This window comes from Sorangium sp. So ce448 (assembly GCF_051520915.1).
Taxonomy (GTDB): Bacteria; Myxococcota_A; Polyangia; order Polyangiales; family Polyangiaceae; genus Sorangium; species Sorangium cellulosum_B.
The window spans coordinates 7,564,590-7,589,649 of sequence record NZ_CP150343.1 but is presented as its reverse complement, the minus strand read 5'-3'; the positions used below and the strand labels follow the sequence as shown (position 1 = coordinate 7,589,649).

The 25,060-nt window shown below is 74.7% G+C and carries 15 protein-coding genes; 13 read left to right on the top strand and 2 right to left on the bottom strand.

Annotated features, from left to right (window positions below; all coding sequences use genetic code 11):
- Nucleotides 1-55 precede the first annotated feature (55 nt).
- The 11 genes from WMF45_RS28680 (at nt 56) to WMF45_RS28630 (ending at nt 20,815) form a co-directional block, all read left to right on the top strand.
- Entirely contained in the window at nt 56-3,241 is a 3,186-nt protein-coding gene (locus WMF45_RS28680; RefSeq protein WP_437707834.1) for a hypothetical protein, read from the top strand.
- A gap of 162 nt (nt 3,242-3,403) precedes the next feature.
- Entirely contained in the window at nt 3,404-4,846 is a 1,443-nt protein-coding gene (locus WMF45_RS28675; RefSeq protein WP_437707833.1) for a sigma 54-interacting transcriptional regulator, read from the top strand.
- 58 nt (nt 4,847-4,904) lie between these two features.
- On the top strand, nt 4,905-8,105 hold the full coding sequence (locus WMF45_RS28670; RefSeq protein ID WP_437707831.1) for a hypothetical protein: 3,201 nt from the start codon (nt 4,905-4,907) through the stop codon (nt 8,103-8,105).
- A gap of 117 nt (nt 8,106-8,222) precedes the next feature.
- On the top strand, nt 8,223-9,485 hold the full coding sequence (locus WMF45_RS28665; protein WP_437707829.1) for an ATP-binding protein: 1,263 nt from the start codon (nt 8,223-8,225) through the stop codon (nt 9,483-9,485).
- Nucleotides 9,486-11,669, top strand: a complete 2,184-nt coding sequence (locus tag WMF45_RS28660; protein ID WP_437707827.1) for a metallophosphoesterase family protein — start codon at nt 9,486-9,488, stop codon at nt 11,667-11,669.
- 634 nt (nt 11,670-12,303) lie between these two features.
- A complete protein-coding gene (locus WMF45_RS28655) occupies nt 12,304-13,191 on the top strand; it encodes a hypothetical protein (RefSeq protein WP_437707825.1) in 888 nt (295 codons plus the stop codon).
- A 19-nt stretch (nt 13,192-13,210) separates the two neighbouring features.
- Nucleotides 13,211-16,534: a hypothetical protein gene (locus WMF45_RS28650; RefSeq protein WP_437707823.1), complete on the top strand. Its 3,324-nt coding sequence runs from the start codon at nt 13,211-13,213 to the stop codon at nt 16,532-16,534.
- Nucleotides 16,535-16,604: 70 nt separating this feature from the next.
- Nucleotides 16,605-17,207: a hypothetical protein gene (locus WMF45_RS28645; protein WP_437707821.1), complete on the top strand. Its 603-nt coding sequence runs from the start codon at nt 16,605-16,607 to the stop codon at nt 17,205-17,207.
- 137 nt (nt 17,208-17,344) lie between these two features.
- Complete coding sequence (locus WMF45_RS28640; protein WP_437707819.1) at nt 17,345-18,265, top strand: MYXO-CTERM sorting domain-containing protein; 921 nt, start codon at nt 17,345-17,347, stop codon at nt 18,263-18,265.
- 195 nt (nt 18,266-18,460) lie between these two features.
- On the top strand, nt 18,461-19,930 hold the full coding sequence (locus WMF45_RS28635) for an alpha-amylase family glycosyl hydrolase (RefSeq protein WP_437707817.1): 1,470 nt from the start codon (nt 18,461-18,463) through the stop codon (nt 19,928-19,930).
- Nucleotides 19,931-19,972: 42 nt separating this feature from the next.
- Entirely contained in the window at nt 19,973-20,815 is an 843-nt protein-coding gene (locus tag WMF45_RS28630; RefSeq protein WP_437707815.1) for a glutathione S-transferase family protein, read from the top strand.
- A 49-nt stretch (nt 20,816-20,864) separates the two neighbouring features.
- On the opposite strand, the gene WMF45_RS28625 is transcribed toward WMF45_RS28630, so the two are convergent.
- Both WMF45_RS28625 and WMF45_RS28620 read right to left on the bottom strand, forming a co-directional pair.
- A complete protein-coding gene (locus tag WMF45_RS28625) occupies nt 20,865-21,905 on the bottom strand; it encodes a phosphatase domain-containing protein (protein WP_437707813.1) in 1,041 nt (346 codons plus the stop codon).
- Entirely contained in the window at nt 21,902-22,159 is a 258-nt protein-coding gene (locus WMF45_RS28620; RefSeq protein WP_437707811.1) for a hypothetical protein, read from the bottom strand. Before WMF45_RS28620 ends, WMF45_RS28625 begins: the two co-directional genes overlap by 4 nt.
- Nucleotides 22,160-22,441: 282 nt before the next feature.
- Between WMF45_RS28620 and WMF45_RS28615 the strand changes: the two genes are divergently transcribed.
- Both WMF45_RS28615 and thpR read left to right on the top strand, forming a co-directional pair.
- Nucleotides 22,442-24,388 carry a M2 family metallopeptidase gene (locus tag WMF45_RS28615; RefSeq protein ID WP_437719594.1) on the top strand — a complete coding sequence of 649 codons (1,947 nt, stop codon included), beginning with the start codon at nt 22,442-22,444 and terminating at the stop codon, nt 24,386-24,388.
- Between the two features lie 27 nt (nt 24,389-24,415).
- Nucleotides 24,416-25,003, top strand: a complete 588-nt coding sequence (thpR, locus tag WMF45_RS28610; protein ID WP_437707809.1) for an RNA 2',3'-cyclic phosphodiesterase — start codon at nt 24,416-24,418, stop codon at nt 25,001-25,003.
- Nucleotides 25,004-25,060: the final 57 nt, after the last annotated feature.

The window sequence follows — 25,060 nt, the reverse complement described above, 5'->3', positions numbered from 1 at the left end:
CGAGGATCGACGCTGGACGGGGGCGCGGCAACGGATACCGTCGTGCTTTCCCCAGATGCTTGTGCGCTCGCTCGGTCTGATCTCGGCTCTCCTCGCGGCCGCCTGCGCGCGTGCGCCCGAGCCGAGCCCGGCGAGCGGCGCGGGGGCTGCTCGGGCCGCGCGTGCGTCGGGCGCGGCCGGCTCCGCCAGCGCTGCTCCGGCGGGGGCTCGCTATTTCCAGGCGCTCTCCGAGGGCGTGTTCCGGGCAACGCACGACGGACCGGCCGCGGCCGTCGCGGCGCGCGTCGTCACGGAGGGCGCGCGGCTCGAGCTCGGCGGAGACGGGCGTATCGCCGCGGCGGCGTGGGAGGCCGATCTGTGGGCGTCCGGCGAGCCCGTCGTCGGATCGCTCGCGATCGCGCCCCACCTCGGCGGCGGCTTCCTGCACTGGACCCGGCGCAGGGCCTTCCGCTCGCGCGGCTTCACGGGGCCGCTCGCGGAGGTGGCGCTCGGCGGCGGCGGCGCGGTGCGGGGCGCCCGCAACGGCCTGCGAGGCGTCGTGGTCTTCACGGAGCAGGGGCCGCGGGAGCTCCTGCCGGGCGAGGATCGGGGCCGTGCGCTCGACACGCCGGCCATCCACGATCTGGCCGCGCTGGACGCCGCGCGCGCGGCGCGCCTCGACGTCTTCGGCCGCGCCGCGACGACGGCGGACGGAGGCAGGACGTGGATCGATGTCGGCCAGCGTCTCGGGCTCGCCGTGCGCGTGAGCGTCGCTCCGGACGCGCTCTCGCTCGACACGGCGCTCGGGCGCGTGCCCGTCCTCCCGGACGGATCGCTCGGCCGGCCGGACGGCGATGTCCGCGCGATGTGGCAGCCGAGCGGGTCGTTCCAGCTGCTCTTCGCGGGCGCCCAGGCCGCCTCGCGCGACGCCCCCGTCCTCGACGATCTCGCGCCGCTCGCGGCGGCCGTCTCCGCGGGCGCGCTCTTGCCCGACGGGACCGCGCTCGGGGTGTTCGAGGGCGGCGTCGCGCGGATCGACGTGAGCACGGGCGCGGTGCGCGAGCGGTTCTCCGGCTGGCTCCCGGACGGGCTGGGCTGCGCGCCGGTGCCTGCGAGCGACGGGCCGCTCTTCCTCTGCGTGTGGGACGATTACGACAACTACGGCAGCTACGTCCTGCGCTCCGAGCGCGGCGAGGCGCCGCGGATGGAGCGCGCCTTCAGCGACGAGGGGTTCTTCGTGGCCGACGACGGCGGCGCGCTCGGCTACGTCGGCGGCTGCGCGGCGTCGCCGCGGGTCGCCAGCGACGAGGAGCGAGAGCGCCGCTACGGCGAGGTCGTGGTCCACCCGAGGATCTGCGTGCGGCGCGGCCCGGACGACTGGGTCGAGCATGCGATCGAGCTCGGCGAGTCGCAGACGCTGGTCGGCTGGGCGCCGCGCCGCGACGGGAGCGCGATCGCGCTGCTGAGGGGCGAGCGCGACGCGCGGCTGCCAGCGCCCGTCGGGGCGCCGCGGGGCCGCGACGAGGGGGGTGCGCGGGTCGTGCAGCTCCGCGGGCACCTCCCCGGCTGGTACTGGACGCCGCCCCCGCGCGACGGGGCACGGGCGCTCGTCGACAGGCGCTTCCGCGCGCGCGAGGACGGCGGGGTCGACGGGTGGCTGTCGTCGGTCGAGTGGCCCGATGCCGTCGCGCAGGCGAGCCTGGGCGTCACGATCGCGGACGACGGGACGGTCTCGCCGCACGCCCTGCCGCCGGATCCGGCGGCGATGGTGGTGACCGGCGACCACGGCGTGCTCGTCACGGCGGGCGCGGAGCTCTACGAGACGCTCGATCACGGCCGCACGTGGCGCGCCGCCGGGCGCTCGCCGCTGCCGCCGCCGTCGTTCCAGGGCGGGTGCTCCGCGCTCGGCTGTGCGTTGAGCGGCGTGGTGCGGCTCGGCTGGGGCGCGGGCGAGGCGTCGCCGGCCATCGCCGCCGCGCGGGGCCCCGGCTGCGGGGCGGCGGAGGCCAGCCGCGCGGGCGCCCCGGGGGCCGACGCGGCGGCTTGCGGGGGCGGCGTCGCTCGGATCGACGAGCCGCCGGCGGCGCTGCCGTCGCTCTCCTGTGCGCCGATCGAGCTGCCGGCGCTGCGCCCGCGCGCCGCGCCCGAGGCTGGCTCGGAGCGATGGACCGTGCTGACGTCGTATGGCGAGGCGCTCGATGTCGTCGCCGACGCGCCGCCGCCTGGGCGCGCCGCGCGGCCAGCCGAGGAGGCGCCGCCCGCCGAGGACGCCGCGCCCGAGGAGGCGCCGCCCAACGTCGCGGCGTCGGGCAAGGGCGGCGCGGCGCCGGGAAAGGGAGGTCCGAAGGTCGCGGCGGTCCGGACGCACAGCGTGCTCTACCTCCCGCCGTTCGATCTGCGCGGCGAGGCGCTGCGGCTGAACGCGACCGGGCTCCCGCCGAGCGGCGGGCACGACGGGAAGCGCAGCGCGTCGATGCCGCTGCTCGCTGCGAGCGGCGAGGTCGGGCTGCTCGTCCTCACCGAGGCGGGCGAGCTGCTGCTCGGCCCGCAGGGCGCGCGGGCGCTCCCGGCGTTCGAGCCGCGCCGAGGTTACGCGGACACCGCGCCGGGGCGGGCCCCGGGTCTCCTGCTCGGTCCTGGCCGCGCGCTCGTGCTCGGCGAGCTCCGGCGCCGCGTGACCGTCGAGGAGCACACGCCGGAGCCCCGGCGGCCTGCGCGCCTCGTGGCGCTCGACCGCGAGGAGCTCCGGGGCCGGCCGATGACCCTCGCGTGGCGCGACGATGGGGAGGCCGGCGTGCTGGTGCTCGACGGCTCGGCCTTCGAGATCGCGGGCGCGGCCGTGCTGGACCGCATGGGGGGGACCGCGGGCGAGGTGGTCGCGCTCGCGCCCTGGGCGACGCTGACCGCCGCCAGCGACGCGCGCTGCCGCGCCCAGAGGGGCGCGTGGCGCGCGCTCGTGGCGCTCGATCCGGAGCGCGCGCTGCGCCTCGACAGGAGGGCGCTGCCCGCGATCGCGCTCGGGAACCAGGGCCTCGCGCAAGTGCGCTGGGGGCGCGAGCGCGTCTGCCTCGAAGCGCTGCACCTCGCGGCCTCCGACTCGAGGCGGCGCGGTGAGCGCGCGGAGGGCGCGGCGCTGATCGCGCGGTGGACGGCCGCGCGGGGGCAGGAGAGCGGCGCCGGCGCAGGACAAGGCGCGCTGCGAGCGCAGGCGACGACGCAGCGCCTCGTGTGCTCCGTGGGCGCGCGGCCCGAGGACGGCTGAGGCGCGGCGTGGATGTGGGTCAGCCGCTCCGAAGACCCCGCCGCGAGCACGATCGGCTCGGACGAATGATGCGCCCGGCGGACGGCTAGGTTGGTACCATCACCATTCCCAATGCACGGCGACGGGACAGAACGGTCGAAGGACATCGATAGTACAGCGTCGATGCAATTTCGTGCTCCATTCTCCCGGCAGACCAGCGCCGGGGCGGGGCTCGTGTTGCTCTACGCCGACAACTACGAGCAATTTCTCCCTGCGTACCCCGTGCTCGAGCAAGGCTCGGTCCTCGGCCGCGATCCCACCGCGGATGTGTCCGTGCCGACGCGGAGCGCTTCGCGCCATCATGCCCGGATCGAGCGGCGGGGCGGCGTCTGGCGGCTGACCGACCTCGGCGGCCGCAACGGTACGCTCTGCAACGGCGAGTTCGTCACGGAGGCGCCCATCGCGCACCTCGATCAGGTCCGGGTCGGCGACGCCATCTTCAAGTTCGTCGAGCGCGACGTCGAGAGCTACGCCCGCTACCGCATCGACGGCGCAACCCTCGAGGCGCCGGGCTCGCAGGAGGGGCCGCCGAGCTTCTCGATGGGGCGGATCGTGGGCGGCTACCAGACCCGGAGCCTCGCCCGCAGCCTGTACGAGATCGCGCGCAGCGAGCTCTCGGTGCTGATCCGCGGTGAGAGCGGGACGGGAAAGGAGATCTTCGCCCAGCAGCTCCACGACTGGAGCGGCCGGCGCGGCCCGTTCCTGGCCGTCAACTGCGCCGCCATCCCCGCCGCCCTCGTCGAGGGGGAGCTCTTCGGGCACCGGCGCGGCGCGTTCTCGGGCGCCGACCGCGACAGGGCGGGCATCCTCCGCGCGGCCCACGAGGGCACGCTCTTCCTCGACGAGATCGGGGACATGCCGGTGGAAGCCCAGGCGAAGCTCCTCCGGGTGATCCAGTCGAAGGAGTTCACGCCGCTCGGCGCGACGCAGGCCGAGCGGATCGACGTGCGGATCGTCGCCGCCACGCACCGCGATCTCGACAAGCTCCAGCAGACGGGCGCCTTCCGCGCCGATCTGTTCGGTCGTCTGAACGAGCACAGCGTGACCCTGCCCCCCCTCCGCGAACGCAAGGAAGACATGTTCTTGCTCTGCACCGCGCTTGCGGCGCGCCACGGCCGGTCCGAGATCCGGCCCAGCCTGGTCTCCATGGCGGCCCTGCTCCACCACGATTTCCCCTACAACGTGCGGGAGCTCGAGGCGCTCCTGAAGCGCTGGGCCGCCGCGGATCGCGGCACCGAGTTCGGCATCCAGGATCTCAGCGACAGCATCCGCGATCGGATGAAGACGTACGGGGCCCGGGGCGCTGCCCTCGCGAGCCCGCTCGCGGAGGACTCCCGCGCCACGGTCTACCCGCAGTACGACGAGGAGCCCTCGGAGGACGGAGCGTCCGCGCCGGGCGGCCCGCTGCCGCCGAGGACCGCCCCGGAGGAGAGCGTGCTTCGGGAGCTCCTGGCGAGGCACCAGGGGAACGTCGCCGCCGTGGCGCGCGTGCTGGGGAGGGATCGCGTGCAGGTGCACCGCTGGATGAGGCGGTACAACCTCAAGGCCGACACGTTTCGCGGGTAGCATCGCGCTCGGCGCCGCGCAGAGCGGCGCCACTCGCGCCCGCCGAGGCCGCACCCGCATGACCGCCGAAGATGTCGTGGCTCCTCTCCTCGTTGCGCTCGCGCTCGCGGCGTGCGGCGTGGCCGAGCCGGCGGCCGCGCCGCCTGGCGCGCTCGAACCGCCTCCCCGCGCCCCCTCGACCGTCGCGCTCGGCCCGGCCCGGTACGTCGCGCAGCCCTACCTCGGCCTTGTCGAGCGCGTGGTCATCGACGGCCGGGAGGTCGACAGGGCGATCGTCAACGGCCAGCGCGCCGAGCTGCACGGCCTCGATCGGCTCGAGCCGCTGGGCGCGGGCGGCGTGGTGCTCGCCGGCGGCGCGGCGTTCCCCGCGTGGGCCCGGCCCGGCGCGCGCGTTGTCGGCGTGACGCGCGTCACGCGCGTCACGCGCGCCGCGCGCTACCTGTTCTGGAGCGGCGGCGACATCTACGCCGCCGAGAGCTTCGGCGGGGAGCTCCGCAAGCTCGCGACCCTGCCGGGCGACGTCGCCAGCGCGTTCCCATGGCTGGACGGCATCGGGCTGCTCACCGCGGCCGGGAGCTTCGTCGTCCAGGGCGCGAGCGGCGCGCTGCGGCCGCTCGGCTCGCCGTCCCTCGTCGCGGCCGCGGCGGCCAGCGAGCGCCGCGCGCTCGTCCTGACCGTCTTCGGGCGCGCGCTCCTCACGCTGGACGCGGGCGCGTCGTACCGCGACGTCACGGCGGAGCTCGGCGACGCGATCGCGCTCGACGTCCGCGGCGAGGAGATCGTCGCCTCGCTGGCCTTCGGCCTCGAGCGCGCCGTCGAGCCAAGCGGTCGCCTCGGCGAGCCCCGCGCGCGGCGCGCGCCGCCGGTGGCCGGCGTCGATCCCGGGTGGCTCGGCCGCGCGCCCTTCGAGCAGCTCGCGGACGCCGTCGCCTCGGGCCTGCCGCTCGCCGACGGCGGGGCCGCGCTCGCCGTGGAGGGCCTCATCGGCCGCGTCGACCTCGCCACCGGCCGCGCCTCGTCCGTCGCGCCGCTCCCGCCGGGCAGCGGCGAGTGCGCGCCGTTCCGCGCGGGCGACGCGCTGCTCGCCGTCTGCGCCGGCCCGGAGCGCGCGAGCGTCGTCGACCTCTCCAGCGACGCGCGCGCGCTCCGCGTCGAGCGCTCGTTCGAGCTCCTGCCCGAGCCGGCGCGGGAGACCGATCGCTTCGTCGGCGTCGACGGCGAGGCGCTCGGTTACGTGGGGCCATGCGAGGGGCGGCCGAGGCCGCGGCTCGATCTCCGCGCGCTCTCTCAAGGGGCGCTCGGCGGCGACGTGACGCAACAGAGCGCGGTGTTCTGCGTGCGGCGCGCGCCGGGGGACTGGGTCGAGCACCGCCTCGACGCGGCGGACGCGACCGACGCCCTCGCCTGGATCCCGCGCCGCGGCGGGGGCGCGGTCGCGCTCATCGCGCGCCCCGGCACGTTCCTGCCGGACGGCGAGCGCGTCGAGGTGCGCGGCGCGCTGCGCGTCGTGCGGCTCGCGCGGGGCGAGCCGCCGCTCGTCTGGCCTCCGTACGGCGAGGAGCGGGCGGAGCTGCTCTCGCGCGCGCTCGCCGTGCGCGCGGACGGCGCCATCGAGGGCTGGCTCCCCTTGCACGGCTACGCGGCCGATCCCGCGCCGATCACGATCGATCCCGCCGGCCGGCTGCGCCGCCACGCCGTGCCGGCGCGCGCGCGCTCGATCGCGGCGTCGGGCCCCTTCGCGCTCGCCGAGACCGAGGACGGCGGGCTCTTCGAGACGATCGATCGAGGGCAGCGGTGGACGCCCGTCGCTCCGCCGCCGGGCGGCGGGGCCGCGCGCCTCAACGCCTGCTCGGCGGTGGGCTGCAGCCTCGGCACGTTCCTCCGGCTGGGGTGGGCGTCGGCCCCGCGCTCCGGCGGCGGCGGCGGAGGCCGCGCCGCGTCGCCGCCCGGCGCGGCCCTGGCGGAGCCGCCCCCTGCGCGGCTCGCGCCCGATCGCGACAGGGTGCGGCCTCTGCCGCCGCCGCCCCTCGCGCGGCTCGCCTGCAGCTTCGCGGGGCCGCTCGACGCCGCGCGCGTGCCGGAGTCGTCCGGGTTCGGCGCCGTCGCCGCGCCGCCCGCGCGCATGGGGGGCACGCTGTGGCTCGGCACCCTCGGGATGCTGACGCTGCCGTCGTTCGGCGCTGGCCAGTCGGGCAGCGTTGGCCAGTCGGGCAGCGGCGGCCTGCCGGGCCGCTCCTTTGCCGACGCGGAGCTCGCGTGGATCGCGCCGCTCGACCTGCGCGCCGAGATCCACCGCGCCACCGTGCCGCTCGCGAGCGCCGGGCTGCTCCAGCTCGCGTACCGGCCGTACGAGGCGCCGATCGGGCTCGTCATCGATCGCGACGGTCGCGTGACCCCGGTCGCGGCCGGCCCGGCGGAGGCGTGCCTCGCCGGCCTGCTGGACGCCGCGGGCGTCACGCGGCCGGTCGGCGGCTGCGCCCCCCAGCCCGCGATCGGCGTCGATCTCGGCGATCGCGCGGTGTTCCTGAACCCGCGGAACGACGGCCTCGCGGTGAGCTCGGTCGACTTCCGCGGCGCGCGCGGCGAGGCTCCTCTCGCGCGGCCCGCGGGCGGCGGGCCGCCTCCGGCGATCCGGGAGCTCCACGTGCAGCGCACCGCGCGCGCCACGGGGGCGGATCGGGCGCGTTTCGCCTTCGGCGCAGGCGCTCGCGCGGGCGCGCCCGTCTTCGTGGCGGTGGCAGGAGACGGCGGCGCGGTGCTCTCGGTGGTCGACCCCGTGCTCGGCACCCTGGGGCCCGAGGAGGCCCTCGCCCCGCTCGGCGCGCTCGGCGCGGGCGGCGACCCCGCCTGCGCGCCGCGCGGCCGGGAGGCGCGCGTGGTCCTGTCGTTCGATTCGGAGATCGGCCTCGTGCCCGGCGCGCTGCCGGGGATCACCGCGGCCGGGACGGCCGGCGTCGCGGTGATCCGGTGGTCGCGCGAGCGCGCGTGCCTCGACGCCGTGGAGCTCGTCGTGCGCGACGAGCGCTACGACGGCGGCGTCGGCTTCTACGAGCCGCCCGGCGTCGTGAAGAAGCTCATCGCGCGCTTCGCGGGGCCGACGCACGCGATGCCGCTCGGCGTGCGCGGCGGGCCTGGCCCCGCTGCGGCGCGGCGGAGCGAGCCGGCGCAGGGCGCCGGCGGCGGCACGCTCGCGCTCGTCCTGTACGGCCAGGAGAGCCGGCAGCCGGTGCAGTGCAAGGCGGTCGTGGGCGTGCGCTGAGCCGAGCGCGCGCTGAGGCGGGCGCGCGGCGCTCGGCGGGCAGCGCTTTGGCTCGCTTGCAGGCCCGATCCCCGCGGCGTATCGTGCGTTGCCTGCGCTTCGGGTCGCGGGGACGCCATGATCGATGCGCGAGAGAAGTTCCGGGAGCTGACGCGGGTCTTCGATCCGATCTACCGGCCCTACCAGGACGCCGGGGACGGCCCGGGCTCCTCGTACGTGCGCGAGGCCCACGAAGGTTACCGCGAGCAGCTCGAGGCAGCGCTCGACCTCAACGACAATGCGAAGCTCCTGGTCGCCGGCCAGCCCGGGTGCGGCAAGACGACGCTGCTCCTCAGCGTGGCCCAGTGGCTGCGCAGCCAAGGGCGGATCGCCGCGTTCGTGGACCTCGAGGCGCAGACCGCGGTGCAGGACCTCGGCGCCGTCGAGATGCACCTCGCCGCGATGGCCGCGCTCCTTTCGCAGGCCAGAGGGACGGGAGCGGTGCCGTCGGCCGGCACGATCGAGGCCTGCCGGGGCTGGATCGAGGAGCTGGAGGGCTCGGCGCCACCTCCCGATCCCGACGGGCTCGCGACCGCCTTGAGGCGCCATCTCGCGAGGGCTCGGGACAGCGATGGCATCCGCAAAGAGCTGCGTGACCGGGCCGCGCAGGGCGGCGCGGACCATACCCTGCAGCTGCTCACCCTGATGCTTCAGGATCTGTCCGATCGGCGGCCGGTCGTGATCCTGGACGGGCTGGACAAGCTGCCTCCGGCGCAGGCGCGCGACACCTTTCTGGACGACAAGCGGAAGCCGATGGCCGAGGCGCCGGGGTCGGCCATCCTCACGATCCCGCTCTCCATCGTGTACGAGCCGACGTTCAACGTGCTCAGCGAGCGGTACAACAACGCCGACAGCGCCGTGCTCCCGGCCGTGCGGCTCTGGGACTTCGATTCGAACACGCGCGAGCGGCGGAGATCCAGCAAGGGCGAGCGCATCCTGCGGAGGATCGTCGAGGCGCGGGTCAACCCGATCGACCTCGGGATCGTGATGAGCGAGGCGCTCGACCGCGCCATCGTCGGCTCTGGAGGCAACATCCGCGAGCTCTCGCGGCTCATGCAGTCGAGCGTCGTGAAGGCGCACGTGCGGCGCGGCAGCTTCGTCGAGCCGCAGGACGTCGAGGCGGCCATCGCGGATCAGCGCGAGTCGTTCCGGCGCGCCTACGAGCCCAGGTTCCTTCCCGTGCTGAAGAAGGTCCGGGACGAGTGCCAGCTGGAGGGCGGCGGGGAGGTGAGCAAGCAGCTCCTCTACGGGCTCTGGGTGGTCGAGTACCGGAACGGCACGGCGTGGTACAGCCTGCCCGAGCCGGTGGAGCAGCTCCTTCGCCAGATGGAGCGCGGCTGAGTGTCGCCCGAGGCGCGCATGGAGGAGCTCAGGGCGCGGCTGTCGCTCGCGCGGGGCGCCGCCACGCTGCTGCTCGCCACCGTCGCCAGCGAGGTCGATCTCGAGCCTTCGCGGCGCTTTCTACTCGACGTGCTTCGCGCGGCGCCGATGTCCGTTGCCGACCTCGGCGAGTGCTCGTTCAACGACGGGCCAGCGCGCTGGGCGGAGCTCACGCGCGGCGCGCCTGCGGACGCCTTCGTGCTGGCGGCGAACCCCCGGGGGGCGCTCGCGGGCGCCGCGTTCGCGCGCCTCTTGAACGCCGAGCGTGAGCTCCTGCGCCAGCTCGCCGGCCCCATGGTGCTGCTCGTGCCGCGCGACACGGAGCGCATCCTCCGGAGCCACGCGCCCGATTTCTTCACGTGGATCGCGCAGAGCTACGAGGTCCCTCCCGCCGGCGAGATGGCGGCGATCGCCGCGCGGCTCGGCGTCGCGCCGTCGGCCGTCGAGGCGCCCGCGCCGCAGGACGAGCCGATCCGGTTCCTGCACCTGTCGGACATCCATCTCCGCCCTCAGCGGGTCAAGCGCTACGACCAGGATCGCGTGTTGCGCGGTCTCCTCGAGTTCCTGGAGCGCGACCGGGCCGAGTTCCCGCTCGACCTGGTGTTCTTGACGGGCGATCTCGCGCAGTCGGGAAAGCGCGAGGAGTACGCGCTCGTGGTGGACTTCCTCCGCAAGCTGATCGAGGTGACGGGCGTGCCGCCGGAGCGGCTCTTCGTGATCCCCGGGAACCACGACGTGGATCGCGACGTGGGCCGGTGGCTGCTCCGGACCCTGAGCAGAGACGACGAAGCGATCGCGTTCTTCGAGGAGCCGGCGAGCCGAGGCTTCCACGAGAAGAAGTTCGAGGCCTACGGCGGAGGTCTCCGCGATCTGCTCGGCGCTTCGCGCCCGCTAGGGCTCGCGGCGGGCGCGGACGCCGTCGAGGTCGTGGACGTGCGCGGCGCGCGCATCGGCGTAGCGTCGTTCAACTCGGCGTGGTTCGCGCAGGGGGATGACGATCATGGCAAGCTCTGGCTGGGCGAGCCCAGCGCGCATGGTGCGGCACAGCGGCTCGCGGACGAGGGCGTCTCCTTTGCGATCGCGCTGCTGCACCACCCGTTCGACTACCTGCACGAGGTGGAGCGCGAGGAGGTCGAGCGGATCTTCGAGCGCTCGTTCGAGCTCGTCCTGCGCGGTCACCTGCACAAGGACAAGGCGCGGACGATCCTGAGCCCGCGAGGCGGCTATGTGGAGGTGGCTGGGCCGGCGGCCTACCAGGGGAGTCAATGGCCGAACGGCTGCTTTCTCGGGGAGATCCAGGCGCGCCGCCGCGCGGTGCGGCTGCGACCCTATGCGTTCTCATCCGGCGCCGACCCGTGGGTGCTCGACCCGAAGGTCTTCCCGGATGACGCGGAGCAGCACTACTGCCGTACGTTTTCTCTGCCGGAGAAGCGGCGCATCAAGAGCGTCGTGGCAAAACAGCTGGAGCGCGGCGCGGCGATTGCCCTCTCGTCCGCGCCTCCCGCGAAGCAGCGCGAGCTGGCGGCCGAGCTCGGGATCTCGGTGCCGGAGGGGCGGTTGTCGGCGGAGTCCTTGCGGAAGGCTTCCAGGGCGGTCGCGCTCACGCCGGAAGTCGCGCGCTTGTGGGCCCTCGGCAGATGGGTTCGGCTGGTCCGCGAGGTGATGGAAGAACAGAGCAAGGATGCGCCCCGTATCGAAAGGACGGATCCTCAGTTTCTGGAAAAGGCGCTCGTGCGTACGGCTCATGCCTTCCGTCGCTTTGAGAGCGACTTCGATAGCGATCGCGAGGCGTTCAGGAGAGACGCACCCTTGGTGATCCGTTCCGCTCTGGAGTTGATCGTTGACGGCCCGGTCTATCGCCAAGCCTCCGTTTCTACGCTTACCGACGTGCGTTCACATCTCGTTATCGGGACTCCGAGCGAGCCGAGCTCGCAGCGCGCCGTCATCCAGGTGGACCTGGTCCGCGATCCTACCCTCGACTGGGACGTCAAAAGCGTCGCGGAGCTTGACATGTACGTCCGCGTTTCCGGTGCGGATCATGCCGCGTCGATCTTGGTAGGTGCGGTTGCGCCGTCGGCTGACGAGCCTCGAATCGAGCACGCGCAGACCCCCGCCGGGCGCGAGGTGCTGCTGCTCCGGCTCTAGCCCTCCGTCGACGTATCGCGGTCCCATGCGCCGGGACGGCGACAAGCCACTGGGCGACTTCCGGCCACCAGGGGAGGGGGCCGGCCCGGGATCCGGAGAGAGAGTTCAACGCCAAGGCGCAAAGGCGCAAAGGCGCAAAAAAACAAAATACATGCGTCTTTGCGTCTTTGCGTCTTTGCGTTGAATTCTCTCCGCTCGCGAGGCAGCTCCCTGACAGGATTTCTGACATTCGTAGAACACCGCGGTGCGTGGGTTGCGGCAAGGTCGTGACGCCTCGCGAGACCACCGCGCAGTGGTCCCGGCAAGGTGGTGGACCTCCGCGAGACCACCGCGCAGTGGTCCCGGCAAGGTCGTGACGCCTCGCGAGACCACCGCGCAGTGGTCCCGACAAGGCGGCGAACCTCCACGAGACCACCGTGCAGTGGTCCAGGCAAGGTGGCGGATCTCCCCGAGCCCGCCGTGCAGCAGTCGCCGCCGCGCCGTCCCCCATCGCTCGGCTGCGCCGGCCGATGCACGCGATGGGGGCGTGCCCAGGCGGAAGGCGCGCCCTGGCTGCTCGCACGGAACCTCTTCCCGGCCCCCTCGCCCAGCGCGTACTTTACAGTCGAGGACGCGTACCCAGCGAGGAGATGCGATGCCGAGAGCACCCGCAACGAAGAAGCCCGCCGGCAAGAACAGCGACAAGAACACCCAGAAGACGCCCGCCGCGGCGCCTGACCGCGCCGACGGCGCTCCCGCGCTCCCGGGCTCGGCCGAGGCAGCCGCCGAGTTCATGGATGAAGCGCGGCGCATCCCCGCGCGCGAGATCCGCCCGCTCCGCGCGGACGTCGCGCTCGTCCACCACAACATCCGCGCGGGGCTCGACGCGGTGGGGCCGCGCGAGGCCGAGCTCCTGAAGCTGCCCGCTCCCTTCGACCTCGGCGCGATGAAGTCGCTCGGCCGGCTCTCCCTCGGCCTGGTCTATGCCGCGGCGCAGGTGGACCGCTCGTCGCCGGGCACCACGAAGAAGCTCCTCCAGCGCGCGCACGAGCTCCGCGACCTCCTGCTCAGCGCAGCGGTGGCCCTCATGAAGGCGGGCGTCCTGCCGGCCCAGCGGGTGAAGAAGATCATGGCCGGCAGCGGCGCGCGCGACATGGTGCAGGACTGCGTGGACCTCGCCCAGCTCTTCCGCGATCACGCCGCGGAGGTCAAAGGCAAGACCGCGATCACCAGGGCGCAGATCGACGAGACCGCGGCCATCGGCGATCAGCTCCTCTCGCTCCTCAAGCCCAAGGGGCCCAAGGGGCCCAAGGCCAAGGCGCCGGAGCCCGTGAAGAGCGCGGTGGAGGCGCGCGATCGGCTCTGGACGCTCCTCGGCCGGCGTCACGAAGAGCAGCTCCGCCGCGCCGGCATGTGGCTGTGGATCGGCGAGGTCGACGCGCACGTGCCGCCGCTGCTCGCGCGCACCGCGCGCAAGGCGAAGAAGCCGAACGGCAGCGGCGCGTCCGGCAGCGACCGAGGCGGCGCGCCGGACGAGGGCTGATCCCGGTGCGGGCCAGGAAGTGACGCCCCGCGCGCTCGCCGCTGTCCTCGCCGCCGTCCTCGCCGCGTGCAGCGCCGCCCCGGAGCGCCCTCCGCGGCCCGCGCAGCCGCGGGTCGCCGCGCTCGCCGACCCGCTGCCGCTCTCGCCCGCGCGTTACGTGCTCACCGAGGACATCGGCGTCCTCCTCGACGCCGCTGTCGGGGCCGACGAACGCGCGCCCGCGCCCCGCCCGGAGCCCGCGCTCTTCGAAGGGCGCCGCGTGCGCCTCGAGGGCGGCGTCGTGCTCGCCGACGCCCCCGCGGCCGAGCCGCTCCGCGGGTTCCGGTCGATCCCGGCGCGCCTCGGGGGCGGGTTCCTCCTGTGGTCCGAGGGCCGCGTCTACCGCGCCGCCGACTTCCTCGGCGAGCTCGCGCCCATCGCCGACGTCGGCGCTCCCGGCGGCGCGCGGCCGTACCTCGACGCGATCCTCCTGCGCAGCGATCGGGGGCTCCTCGAGATCGATCCCTCCACGCTCGCCGTTCGCCGCTTCGGCGCCGCGGGCGTTGTCGACGCTGTGGCCGTCGACGCGCGCCGCGCGGCGCGCCTCGACCTGCTCGGCCGCGCCTCGGTCACCCTCGACGGGGGCGGCACCTGGGTCGACGTGCTCGAGACGCGCGGGCTCGCCACGTCGCTCCTCGAGGAGCAGGACGGCGGCAGAGCGGTCGCGCTCCTCGGTCCGCAGGGCGGCGCCACGCTCCACGTGAGCGCCGCCGGCCTCGTACCCGTGGTGCCCGCGCCGCCGCGGGCCGGGCCGAGCGCCTCGCTCTCTCTCCCGCCTGCGCGGGACCCCACGCTCGGCGCCTCCTCGGTCCGCGCGCTCGCTCCAGCGGGGGTCGCGCTGGCCGCGGCCTCCGGCGCTCTCCTCCCTGGCGGCCGGTTGCTCGTCACCCGCGACGGTGGCCTCGCCGTGCTCGCGGCGGCGACCGCCCAGCCCCTCGCGGAGGCGGCGATCGAGAGCCTCGATCCGGGCTATGCGCGCTGCCAGCCGTTCCGGTCGGGCGACGACGTCTTGCTCGCGTGCGCTCACGAGGCCGCCCAGGTGCTCCGGCTCGAGACGACGCTCTCCGCGCCGCGGCTGGAGGCCACGTTCCCGCCCCGCGGCCGAGGCCTCGACCCGATCGCGAGCTCGCAGGGCGCGTTCGTCGGCGACGATCGCGGCCGCCTCGCCTTCCTCGGCCGGTGCGGCAGCGTCCCCCCTGGGCTCCACGACTTTCCGGAGAGCCCGGGAGACGCCGGCCCGACCGACGACGAAACGCCATGGCCCCGGCGCTTCGAGCGGCTTTCGCCCGACGAGCTGCAAGGGGACGCCTCGAGCCGCGAGCCCGCAGAGGAAGGTGTTGCGCGCGTGTGCGTGCGTGTCGGCGGCGGCCGCTGGGTCGAGCGCCGGATCGAGGGCGAGGACGCCGACCGCCTCTACCGCTGGATCGTCGGCGAGCGCGGGAACGTCACCGCGCTCGTGCTGGAGGCGCCGGAGGGGCCGCGGCCACGGCCCTCCGAGGAGGACGAGGAATCTGACGAGGGAGTGCGCCGGACCTCCGAGGGCGAGGAGGAAGACGGCGCGCCGCGGAGGTCGCCTCCCGGCCCCCCCGTGCGCGGGCGCGAACGTCGTCCTGCGGGCCCGCCCGACGGCGTCCGCGTGGTCCGCGTACGCGATCGCGACCCGGCGCTCGCGGGCGGCGCCTTCCCGGCGCTCGCGGGCGGCATCTTCCCCGGGTCCGCCGACGCCGTATCGCCGCCGCGCCTCATCGACACCGATTTCTGGGAGGACGAGGACGGCCTCGTGCGCGGCTGGCTGCACCTGCCCGAGGAGGCCGGCGGCGTCTCGCCCGCCCGCGAGGCGCTGCCGGAGGCGGGCTCTCCCGCGCGCGCCCGTCGAGCGGAGCGGCTGCTCTCGGGCCGCCGCGGCGGCCGCATCGCCGGCCTGCGCATCGACGCGCGCGGCGGCGTCACCGTCTTTCCCCTCCCGGCCGGCGTCCAGAACGTCGTCGTCGGCGGGCGGTTCGCGCTCGCCGCCACCGGCGACGACCCGCCGGCCTTCTTCGAGTCGACCGACGGCGGCCGCTCGTGGCGCCCGGTCGAGGGCCCGCCCGCGCGCCAGATCGAGCCTCCCTTCGACGAAGGCGCCCCCTTCGCCTGCTCCCCGATCGGCTGCGCGATGGGTGAGCACGGCCTCGTCCGCCTCGGCTGGGGCGGCCCTCCGCCCTCGCCGCGCGGCGCGCCGCCGCCCTTCGCTCCCGCGGTGAACCCGGCGCTCCGCGCGGCTCCTCCGCCGCTCGTCTCCTGCCGCCTCGACGACGACCCCTCGTCCTTCCCGCCGCCGTCGGCCGCCCCGGCGCCGCCCCCCTCGGGTCGCCGTGCTCCCCGGGGCACGCCCGCGGCAGGGGGCGTGCCCGCGACGGCCCGTCCGACCGGCAACGCGCCCCCTGTCGTCTCGCTGTCGACCACCCCGTCCTCGCCCCTGGGCGCGCTCCGCGACGGCACCTTCACCGCGAGCGTGCTCCTGCCGTTCGCGCGCGCCGGAGCGCCGCGCCGCCTGTCGCTCCGCGACGGCTCGCTCGGCGCGGCGTCCGGCGACATCGTCCCCGTGCTGCTCGCGCCCGGCGCCAGGGCGCCCGCGGATCTGCTGCTTCTGCTCGACGCGAGCGGCACGCACGGGCGGCGCGGCCTCCGCGTGCGCGCGGGCGCCGAGCCCCCGGCGCTCCTGCCGTTCGACCACGCCGGCACGATCGCCGCCGCGGTCGAGCTGCCGGGCGGTGAGCTGCTCGCCCTCGACGCCGGGAGGCGCAGCTTCGTCGTCGCCGTGCGGCAGGGCACCTTTCCGGCCTTCGGGCTCGCGCGTGTCCCCGAGCTCGCGGGCGCCCGCCTCACCCTGGGCCGCCGGCTCGACGCCCCCGGCGTGGCCCTCATCGGTTACTCCGTCGTATCCGGGGAGGTGGTCGCGGGGCCGATCGACGTCGCCCGTGGCCAGGTCGGTCCGCTCGAGCCGCTCGGGACCCTCGCGTCGCTCGCGGAGATGGGCGCCGGCGGCTGCGGCGGCGCGCGACCGTCGCACCGGTTCATCGCCGAGCTGCCCGCCACGCTGCGGGTGGCTTCGAGGAGCGGGGCGCCGCTGTTCGAGGGGGACGCCCCCGCGTCCGCGCTGCTCTCCGGCGGCCGCGGCGCCCTCTGCATCGAGGCCATCGAGATCCGCGCCGCGGCCCGGGGCGGGCTGGACCTCGGTGTGGTCTTCGGCCCCGAGGGCGCCGCCGCGCTCCGCGACGGCGGGGGCGGGGGCGGCGTGAGACTCCGCTGCGAGCTTCTGTGAAACCGGCCATGACGGGCGGCGAGCATCCGGAGATTCCGCGTCGGCGGACCTATCGTGCTAGGGTCCGCCAATGCTCGCCCTTCGATCCTTGGCCCTGCCGATCGCGGTGGCCGCGTCGATGCTCGCGCTGAACGCATGCTCTGAGCGGCCCACCAGCTTCCCCGATCGCGACGGGGTCATCGCCGCTCAGGCCGAGTGGTGCGCCGCGCTGGCCAAGCTCCAGCGCGCCGGTGCCTCCTGGGAGCACCTCAACGCGTGCAAGGCCGCCTACCCGACCTCATCGCCCACGTACCTCCGCGCGATGACGAGCTGCTTCTCGCGCCGCATGGAGGCCGCCACCGAGAGCTCGCCGGACCGGAGCCAGATCATCCTGGAGTGCAACGACGAGGTGGCCGTCAAGCTCAACCCGGACGAGCCGACGGCGGCGCCGGTCATCGAGTCCCGCTGCGCGCGCATGGCCCGCTGCGAGAGGGTGCCCGTCCCCGCGTGCAAGAGCGCGTTCAGCAAGCTCGAGGGGGCCCAGCGCGCGATGTTCACCACCATCTACAACGCCACCGGCCGCTACGAGATCATCGACTGCCTCGAGAACGCGAGCTGCACCGACAACGAGGAGGCGGGCCGCCAGGCCTGTTACAAGCCCACCTCCGACGCGCTGCTCTGGTTCCCCGACTGAGCCCCGCGCGCTGGCGGTCGTCGCCTCGTCCACGCTGGCGGTGATCTTCTCGTCCACGCCGCCAGCCCTCTCGTCCGCGCCGCCCAGCCCTCTCGTCCGCGGCTCGCTTCCACGAAATCCCTGGTAGCGTGCCGCGTATGCGAACCGCCCGATCTCGAACCGGTCCCCTGTCTCAGCTCGGCGCGCTGCGTCCGCGCGCCGCGCGTCCTCACGCCCGCCCCGCCGCGACCCAGCCCGGCGCGGCACGCCGCCTCTTCCTCGCCGCGCGCGTGGTCGCCGCCGCGCTCGCGCTGATCGGGGCGTGGCTGCCCGCGAGCGCCGCGCACGCGGCGGGCACCGTCACCATCGTCGACCGCTCGCCCAAGGAGGACAACGGCCGATGGAAGCTGAAGATGACGATGAACTACGGAGGGATGCCGCACCTCGGGCACATCCCGATGCTGTTCTCGTTCACGCCGACGGTGCACTACGAGCGAGCGCTCACCGACAAGTCGCCCGATACCCCGGTCCTCGTCCGCATCCCGCTCCAGAACCAGCAGTCGATCAACGAGAGCATGGACGTCAGCTTCTCCGACAGCAGCGGCAAGATCTTTGCGATCACCAAGTTCGACTTCGTCCTCCGGCGCGATCGGGACTTCGAGGCCGGCGAGTACGAGCTCGTGATCAAGCGCGCGAGCGACGGCGTGCAGATGGGGCAGAAGCAGAAGATCACCCTGCAGGGCGACAACCCCATCATGGATCGTCGCGCGATCGTCTTCAGCGGCGAGAAGAAAAAGAAGGACGAGAAGGCGGACAAGGCCGAGGCCGAGAAGAGCGATCCCGCCAAGGAAGAGGCGCCCGAGGGCGAGCCCGCGGAGGGCGCCGCCGAGGCGGAGGCGCCCGTCGACGACGCGCCGCCGGCCGAGGCGCCGCCGCCGGTGGAGCCCAAGCAGGGCGGCTGCGGCTGCCGGCTCTCGCCCGACGAGGCCGCGACGCCCCTCGCCCTGCCGCTCGTCGCCCTCGGCGCGGCCGCCGCGCTCGCGCGAAGGCGCGGCGAGCGCCGCGCGCGCCGCGCCTGACAGCGCCGCGCTGCGAGCGCCCGGGATCGCGCGAGGCAGCCTCTGTGCTGGACGTTGCGCGCTCCCTCGACCGGCCGCGCCTGCAGCAGCACATCGTGATCGCGCTTGCAGGGACCACCCGAGCCCGCAGACAATCCCCGGCCGACGACCGCTGTCCGCGACTCCCTCGCGGGCCCGCCGTCCCCAATCCAATCGATGAGCTCCCTAGTCCCTGCCCACCAGCACCCCCTGCTGTACGCGATCTTCGTGCGTGTCTGGCTCCACGAGCTCTCGCGCGCCGCCAAGGCCAGGGTGACGCTCGCCAGCGTGCCCGACGCGGCGCTCGACCGGCTCGCCGCGCTCGGGGTCGACTACGTGCACCTGTTGGGCGTCTGGACGCTCGGCGAGGAGGGCCCGCGCCGCTCGCTCACGGATCCCGACCTGCGCGCCGAGTACGACCGCGTGCTGCCGGACTGGACCGAGGCCGACGTGGCTGGCTCCCCGTTCGCGGTCGCGCGCTACGAGGTGAGCCCCGCGTTCGGCGGCGACGCCGGCCTCGCGGATCTGCGCCGGCGCCTCGCGGCGCGGGGCATCGGGGTCATCCTCGACTTCGTTCCCAACCACGTCGCGCGCGATCACCACTGGGTGAAGGAGAAGCCCGAGCTCTTCATCGCCGGCGACGACGGCGCCCCGCTCAGCGGGCGCGACCCCTACATCCCGCCGTGGCCCGACACGGCCCAGCTCGATTACCGCCTCGCGGCGACGCGCGCCGCGTCCGTCGAGGCGCTCCGCAGCGTCGCGTCGCGGTGCGACGGTGTCCGCTGCGACATGGCGATGCTGGTGCTCGACGACGTCTTCCGGCGCACGTGGTCCAAGCGCCCGCCTGCGGAGCGAAAGGCCGAGGCCACCGGCGAGTTCTGGGCCGAGGCCATCGACGCCGTCCGCCGCGACCACCCGAGCTTCGTCTTCATCGCCGAGGCCTTCTGGGACCTCGAGTGGCGCCTGCAGATGCTCGGGTTCGACTACACCTTCGACAAGAGCCTTTACGACCGGCTGAGCCACGCCTCCGCGTCGTCGGTCCGCGGCCACCTCGCGGCGACGCCCGACTACCAGCGGCGGAGCGTCCGCTTCATCGAGCACCACGACGAGCCGCGCATCGCCGCCGTGCTCCCCCCGGATCGGCGCCGGGCCGCCGAGTTCATCGCGGCGACGGTGCCGGGGATGCGGTTCATCCACCACGGCCAGCTCGAGGGGCGGACGGTGCGCGCCTCGCTGCACCTCGCCCGCGCCCCCGAGGAGCCGGTCGATCAGGCCTGCCTCGCCTTCCACGAGCGGCTGCTCGCGGCCGTGCGCCGCCCCATCCTGCGCACCGGGAGCTTCGCCACGCTCACCGCGCGCGGGCCGGGCGCCGACGCGTTCGTCGCCTACCGGTGGGAGCCGCTCCCGGCCTGCGGCGCGCCCCGGAGCGCGGCGCCCCTCGTGGCCGTGATCAACTTCGCCCCGTCGCGCAGCGGGTGCCGCATCCCGCTCGACATCGCCGGCATCGCCGGCCGCAAGGTCCTGCTCGCCGACCTCATGACCGGCAACGAGCACCCGCGCGACGGCGACGAGCTCGTCGATCTGTCGCGCGGCCTCGGCGTCGAGCTCCCCGCGTACGGCATCCACCTCTTCGAGATCCGGCGCTGATGCGCGTCGCGCCCGGGTCGCTCGGGGACCTTGGAGATCCTCATGTCTGATCCGGGCGCGGGCGCGCCCCTCCGCCTCATCACCATTCCCTGGAGCCACTTCTGCGAGAAGGCGCGGTGGGCGCTCGATCGCGCCGGCGCGCGGTACCGGGAGGACGCCTACCTCCCGCTCGCCCACGCGCTCCCGTCGCTGAGGGCCGGCGGGCGCCGCTCCGTCCCGGTGCTCGTCTCGCCAGCGGGCGTGCTCGCCGACTCGACCGACATCCTGCGCTACGCCGACACGCTCGTGCCGCCGGAGCGCGCGCTCTTCTTCCAGGGTTCCCGCGAGCCCGACGCGGACCGCGCCGAGGTCGAGGCGCTCGAGGAGCGCTTCGACGCCGACCTCGGCCCCGCGACCCGCCGCGTCGCGTACTTTCACCTCCTGCCCGACGAGGAGGGCGCGTTCGCCTTGATGGGCGGGTCGTTCCGCGGGCTCGAAGGCGCGGCCGCGGCGCCGCCCTGGTGGTTCGGGCGTGGCACCTTCCGCGTTTACTACCCGGTCGCGCGAGCGGTCATGAAGCGCGTCATGCGCATCGACCCCGCCGCCGCCGAGCGCTCGCGAGGCAAGATCCGCGCGGTCTTCGACGCGGTGAACGAACGCCTGCGCGATGGGCGCCCGTTCCTCGTCGGCGACCGCTTCTCGGCCGCCGATCTCACGTTCGCCGCGCTCGCCGCGCCGCTGCTCGTGCCCGAGCACCACCCGTCACCGCTCCCGCCGCCCTCCGAGCTGCCGTCCGAGCTCAGCGCGCTCGTCGAAGGGCTCCGCGCCGAGCCGGCCGGCGCGTTCGCCTTGCGCATGTACCGCGAGCAGCGGCGCGCGAGGCCCGGGCAAAGCGCCGGCGGGTGACGCTCGACGCCGCCCGGCCGCGGGCCGGCGCCGGCGTCGGCCGGCGCGCTCACGCGAGCGCCGGCACGCCCGCGATGAGATCCCGCGCCGCAGGCCCTGCCTTCAGCGGGTCGCGGTGCGCGCCGAAGTGCCGCGCGTGATCCCGGACCGCGCCGATCGCCGCCTCGGGGGCGAGGCCGTGCCGGGCGCGCAGCCACGCTGCGAGCACGACGCCCGCGCGGCCCGCGCCGGACGCGCAGTGCACGACGGCGGGCGCGCCGCTGGACTCGGCGCGCCTGAGCGCGTCGAGCGCGCGCTCCAGCGCGTCGGGCGAGGGGAGCGCGCCTCCGTCGAGCGGCACGTGCGTCACCCGGAGGAACTCGCGCTGGTAGCGGCCGAGGAGCGGGATCCGGTGGAGCGCCAGCTCTCCCTCGTCGAGCAGGCAGAGCACCTCGCGTATCCCGTGCCGCGCCATGAAGGCGAGCCACGCCTCGACGGGCGCGTCGCTCGGATCCGGGTGAGCTGCCGAGCTCGGCGGCGCGACGACGGACGAGCGGATCCCGGAAGCCGACCAGTTCGCCATCCCGAAGCCGGGCCGCTCCGCGCCGTGCACGACCCGGTCGAGCGGCGACGCGGGCGCGAAGTTGAAGGGGGCCGGCGTCGCCTGCTCGTGGGCGCTCCGGTAGAACAGCTCGAACTCCGCGACCGACGCCTCGAGCTCGGGGTCGTCGATGGAGCCTGGCCGCACGCGCCGCACCTCGGCGATGGCCTCGGCCGCCGACCTGCCCAGCGACACGAGGCGGCACGCCAGCACGACGCCGGTGCGCCCGACGCCGCCCTCCCCGTGAACGGCGATCGGCCGCGGCGCCCGGCCGAGGAACGCCACGGCGCGGAGGAGGTCCACGCTCGGGATGCGCGTGAAGTCGGCGAGCGGGCAATGCAGGTGGATGAGCGGGCCCACCGCCGCGGGCGGTGGCGCCCGACGCGAGAGCGACACCAGGCTGCGGAAGCCGAGCTCCGCGAGCTCCTCGACCGCCTGGGGCGCGTGGGGATAGGCCATGCCGGCGAGCTCGCCGGGGATCATGAACGAGAAATTTTCGAGCTCACTCATGGCCGTCGCTCGGTGCGCAGGAGGTCGTGGCTCGCGCCTCGGGGTAGGGCATCCGTCTGCACCTCACCTCGAGGTCGCAGCTCGTCGCGGCGCTTCGCCGCCTCGCGCTGCGAGGCGACCGGGAGCGGCTGCTCCGGGCCGTCGGGCGGCGGGCCGCTCGTCCGTCCTGCGGGCGAGCGGGGCGCCGGGCGGGCGGCGGCGACGAGGCCGAGGACCGCCGAGAGCGTGGGCCTGGGCGCAAGGGCATTCCTCATGGTGGGGGAGCATTGTAACGGCAGTTCACCGCCGCATGGCAGCCGTCACAGCGGGGGGGTTCGTCCAGGTCGCGCCGACCCGTGCGAATCGCGGACGGTACGGGTGAATCGCGGACGGTGGGGGTGACTGGCGGGGGGGCGGCTGAATCCGGAGGGGCGACGCGGCGGGGGCCGCGCCCCGACGATCGCACGTCGCTCCTGGTTCCCTCGGCACGGTCCGGCGTGTATGAAGGGCCCGTGGTCCGCTTTGCCCTCGCCCGGACGGCCATCGCGCGTCCGCTGATGCTCGTCGCGCTCGGGCTGGGCGCGGCGTGCAGCGGCGCCGCTCCGCCGGCGACGGCGCCAGCGCCGCCGCGTCAGGGGGAGGAGGCGCCCGCGACCACGGCGCCCGCGGCGGTCCGGCCGGAGGCCGCCCCCCCGCAGGCGGCGCCTCCCAGCCCGGCCGAGGCGCAGTCCTTCGTGGCCTCCGTCGACCGGGAGCTGCGCAGGCTGCGGATCCAGTCCGCGCGCGCGTCCTGGGTCAACCAGACCTACCTCACGGACGACACCGACGCGCTCGCCGCCTCTGCCGAGGAGGCGAGCATGGAGTACCTGAACCGCGCGATGAAGGCGGCGGCGCGCTTCGACGGGCTCGCGTTGCCCGCGGACGTCGCCCGCCAGCTTTCGCTCCTCAAGATCTCGACCTCCCTTCCGGCGCCGAGCGACCCGGCGGAGCGCGCCGAGCTCGCCGCGCTCTCGGTCGAGATGACGAGCCTGTACGGCAAGGGCAAGCACTGCCCGAAGGCCAGGCCAGGGAGGGCGACGACCGCGGGCTTGGGCGCGGCGCGCGCCGCGCGCGCGGGCGCCGGGGCCGAGCCGAAGTGCCTCGCGCTCGACGAGCTGTCCAACCTCCTGAAGACCAGCCGCGACTGGGACGAGCTGCTCGATGCGTGGGCGGGCTGGCACGCGATCGCCCCGCCGCTCCGGCCGAAGTTCGAGCGTTACGTCGCCCTGGGCAACAAGGGGGCGGCGGAGCTCGGCCTCCCGGACGTCGGCGCGCTCTGGCGCGCCGGATACGACATGTCCCCCGACGCGTTCGAGGCCGAGACCGAGCGGCTCTGGGGCAAGCTGAAGCCGCTCTACGACGAGCTGCACTGCTATGTGCGCGCGAGGCTGCGCGCGATCCACGGCAAGGACAGGATCGGCGAGAAGGCCCCGATCCCGGCGCACCTCCTCGGCAACATGTGGGCGCAGGAGTGGTCCAACGTCTACGCGCTCATGGAGCCGTACAAGGGCCAGCCCTCGCTCGACGTGACGCGGAAGATCAAGGCGAAGAAGCTCGACGGGAAGCAGATGGTCGCGCTCGGCGAGCGGTTCTTCACCTCGCTCGGGTTCGACCCGCTGCCGTCGACCTTCTGGGAGCGATCGCTGCTCAAGAAGCCGGTCGACCGCGAGGTCGTCTGCCACGCGAACGCCTGGGACGTGGGCGACCGGGGCGATCTCCGCCTCAAGATGTGCATCGAGCCGAGCGAGGAGGATCTCATCACGATCCACCACGAGCTCGGGCACATCTACTACTACCACCAGTATTACAAGCTCCCGATCCTGTTCCAGTCGGGCGCCAACGAGGGCTTCCACGAGGGGATCGGGGACACGCTGGCCCTCTCCGTGACGCCGAGCTACCTGAGGTCGCTGGGGCTGCTCGACAGGGTGTCCGAGGACGAGAAGGGGGTCATCAACTTCCTCTTCAAGAAGGCGCTCGACAAGATCGCGTTCCTCCCGTTCGGCAAGCTCATCGACCAGTGGCGGTGGGATGTCTTCTCGGGCAAGACGAAGCCGGCCGACTACAACGCGGCGTGGTGGGCGCTGCGGCTGAAGTACCAGGGCGTCGCGCCGCCGGTGCAGCGCAGCGAGGCCGATTTCGACCCGGGGGCGAAGTTCCACGTCGCGGCGGGCGTCCCGTACATGCGCTACTTCCTGGCGCACGTCTATCAGTTCCAGTTCCACCGCGCGCTGTGCAAGGCGGCCGGGCACACGGGGCCGCTCCACGCGTGCTCGATCCACGGCAGCGCGGCCGCGGGCGAGAAGCTGCGCGCCATGCTCTCGCTCGGCGCGAGCCGCCCGTGGCAGGAGGCGATGCAGGCGGTGACGGGGGAGACCGCGGCCGATCCGGGCGCCATGCTCGAGTACTTCGAGCCGCTCCGGAGGTGGCTCAAGGAGCAGAACAAGGGTGAAGTCTGTGGGTGGTAATTGAGCGTGGGTGAGCGTAGGTGAGCTGTGCGCGTCTTCGTCGCTGTTGATCCGGGAGCCGAGCTCCTCGCCAAGATCGGAGATCTCCTGCGGGAGATCTCGCCGCGGGCTCCGTCCGCCAAGTGGGTGGAGCCTGCTGGGCTGCATATCACGCTCGCCTTCATGGGCGAGATCGGAGAGGAGCGCCTGCCGCTCGTCATCGCTGCTGCCGGGAGCGTCGCCGCGTTCCACAGGCCGCTCACGTTGCGCGTCGAGAAGGGCGGCGCGTTCGGGACGCGGCGTCGTCCGCGCGTGCTCTGGCTCGGCGTGGGCGGCGCTGTCGGCGCCCTCACCGCGATCCACCGCGACCTGGAGCAGACGCTCTCGATGTCGACGGGCTACGTCCCCGAGGACCGGCCGTTCGAGCCGCACCTCACCCTTGCCCGCTCGCGCGATCCGCGCGGCGATCCGGCGCTCGACGCCTGCGCTCAGGCGGTCGGCAGCGTCGACTTCGGCGAGACGCGGGTCGAGGAGATCATCGTCTACCAGAGCGAGCTGACCCCGAAGGGGGCGCGCTACACGGCGCTCGCGCGCGTGCCGCTCGAGGGGATCGGCACCCCCGAGCAGGCGCGCTGAGCGTCGTCCTCCGTGGAGGCGCCGCGCGCCGTCCTTCGAGAGGACGGCGTCTCGCTC

Excerpts from the sequence above, each read along its gene's own strand:
- WMF45_RS28680 (WP_437707834.1), top strand. The coding sequence starts at position 56 with ATGCTTGTGCGCTCGCTCGGTCTGATCTCGGCTCTCCTCGCGGCCGCC.
- WMF45_RS28675 (WP_437707833.1), top strand. The coding sequence starts at position 3,404 with ATGCAATTTCGTGCTCCATTCTCCCGGCAGACCAGCGCCGGGGCGGGG.
- WMF45_RS28670 (WP_437707831.1), top strand. The coding sequence starts at position 4,905 with ATGACCGCCGAAGATGTCGTGGCTCCTCTCCTCGTTGCGCTCGCGCTC.
- WMF45_RS28665 (WP_437707829.1), top strand. The coding sequence starts at position 8,223 with ATGATCGATGCGCGAGAGAAGTTCCGGGAGCTGACGCGGGTCTTCGAT.
- WMF45_RS28655 (WP_437707825.1), top strand. The coding sequence starts at position 12,304 with ATGCCGAGAGCACCCGCAACGAAGAAGCCCGCCGGCAAGAACAGCGAC.
- WMF45_RS28645 (WP_437707821.1), top strand. The coding sequence starts at position 16,605 with ATGCTCGCCCTTCGATCCTTGGCCCTGCCGATCGCGGTGGCCGCGTCG.
- WMF45_RS28640 (WP_437707819.1), top strand. The coding sequence starts at position 17,345 with ATGCGAACCGCCCGATCTCGAACCGGTCCCCTGTCTCAGCTCGGCGCG.
- WMF45_RS28635 (WP_437707817.1), top strand. The coding sequence starts at position 18,461 with ATGAGCTCCCTAGTCCCTGCCCACCAGCACCCCCTGCTGTACGCGATC.
- WMF45_RS28630 (WP_437707815.1), top strand. The coding sequence starts at position 19,973 with ATGTCTGATCCGGGCGCGGGCGCGCCCCTCCGCCTCATCACCATTCCC.
- WMF45_RS28625 (WP_437707813.1), bottom strand. The coding sequence starts at position 21,905 with ATGAGTGAGCTCGAAAATTTCTCGTTCATGATCCCCGGCGAGCTCGCC.
- WMF45_RS28620 (WP_437707811.1), bottom strand. The coding sequence starts at position 22,159 with ATGAGGAATGCCCTTGCGCCCAGGCCCACGCTCTCGGCGGTCCTCGGC.
- WMF45_RS28615 (WP_437719594.1), top strand. The coding sequence starts at position 22,442 with ATGCTCGTCGCGCTCGGGCTGGGCGCGGCGTGCAGCGGCGCCGCTCCG.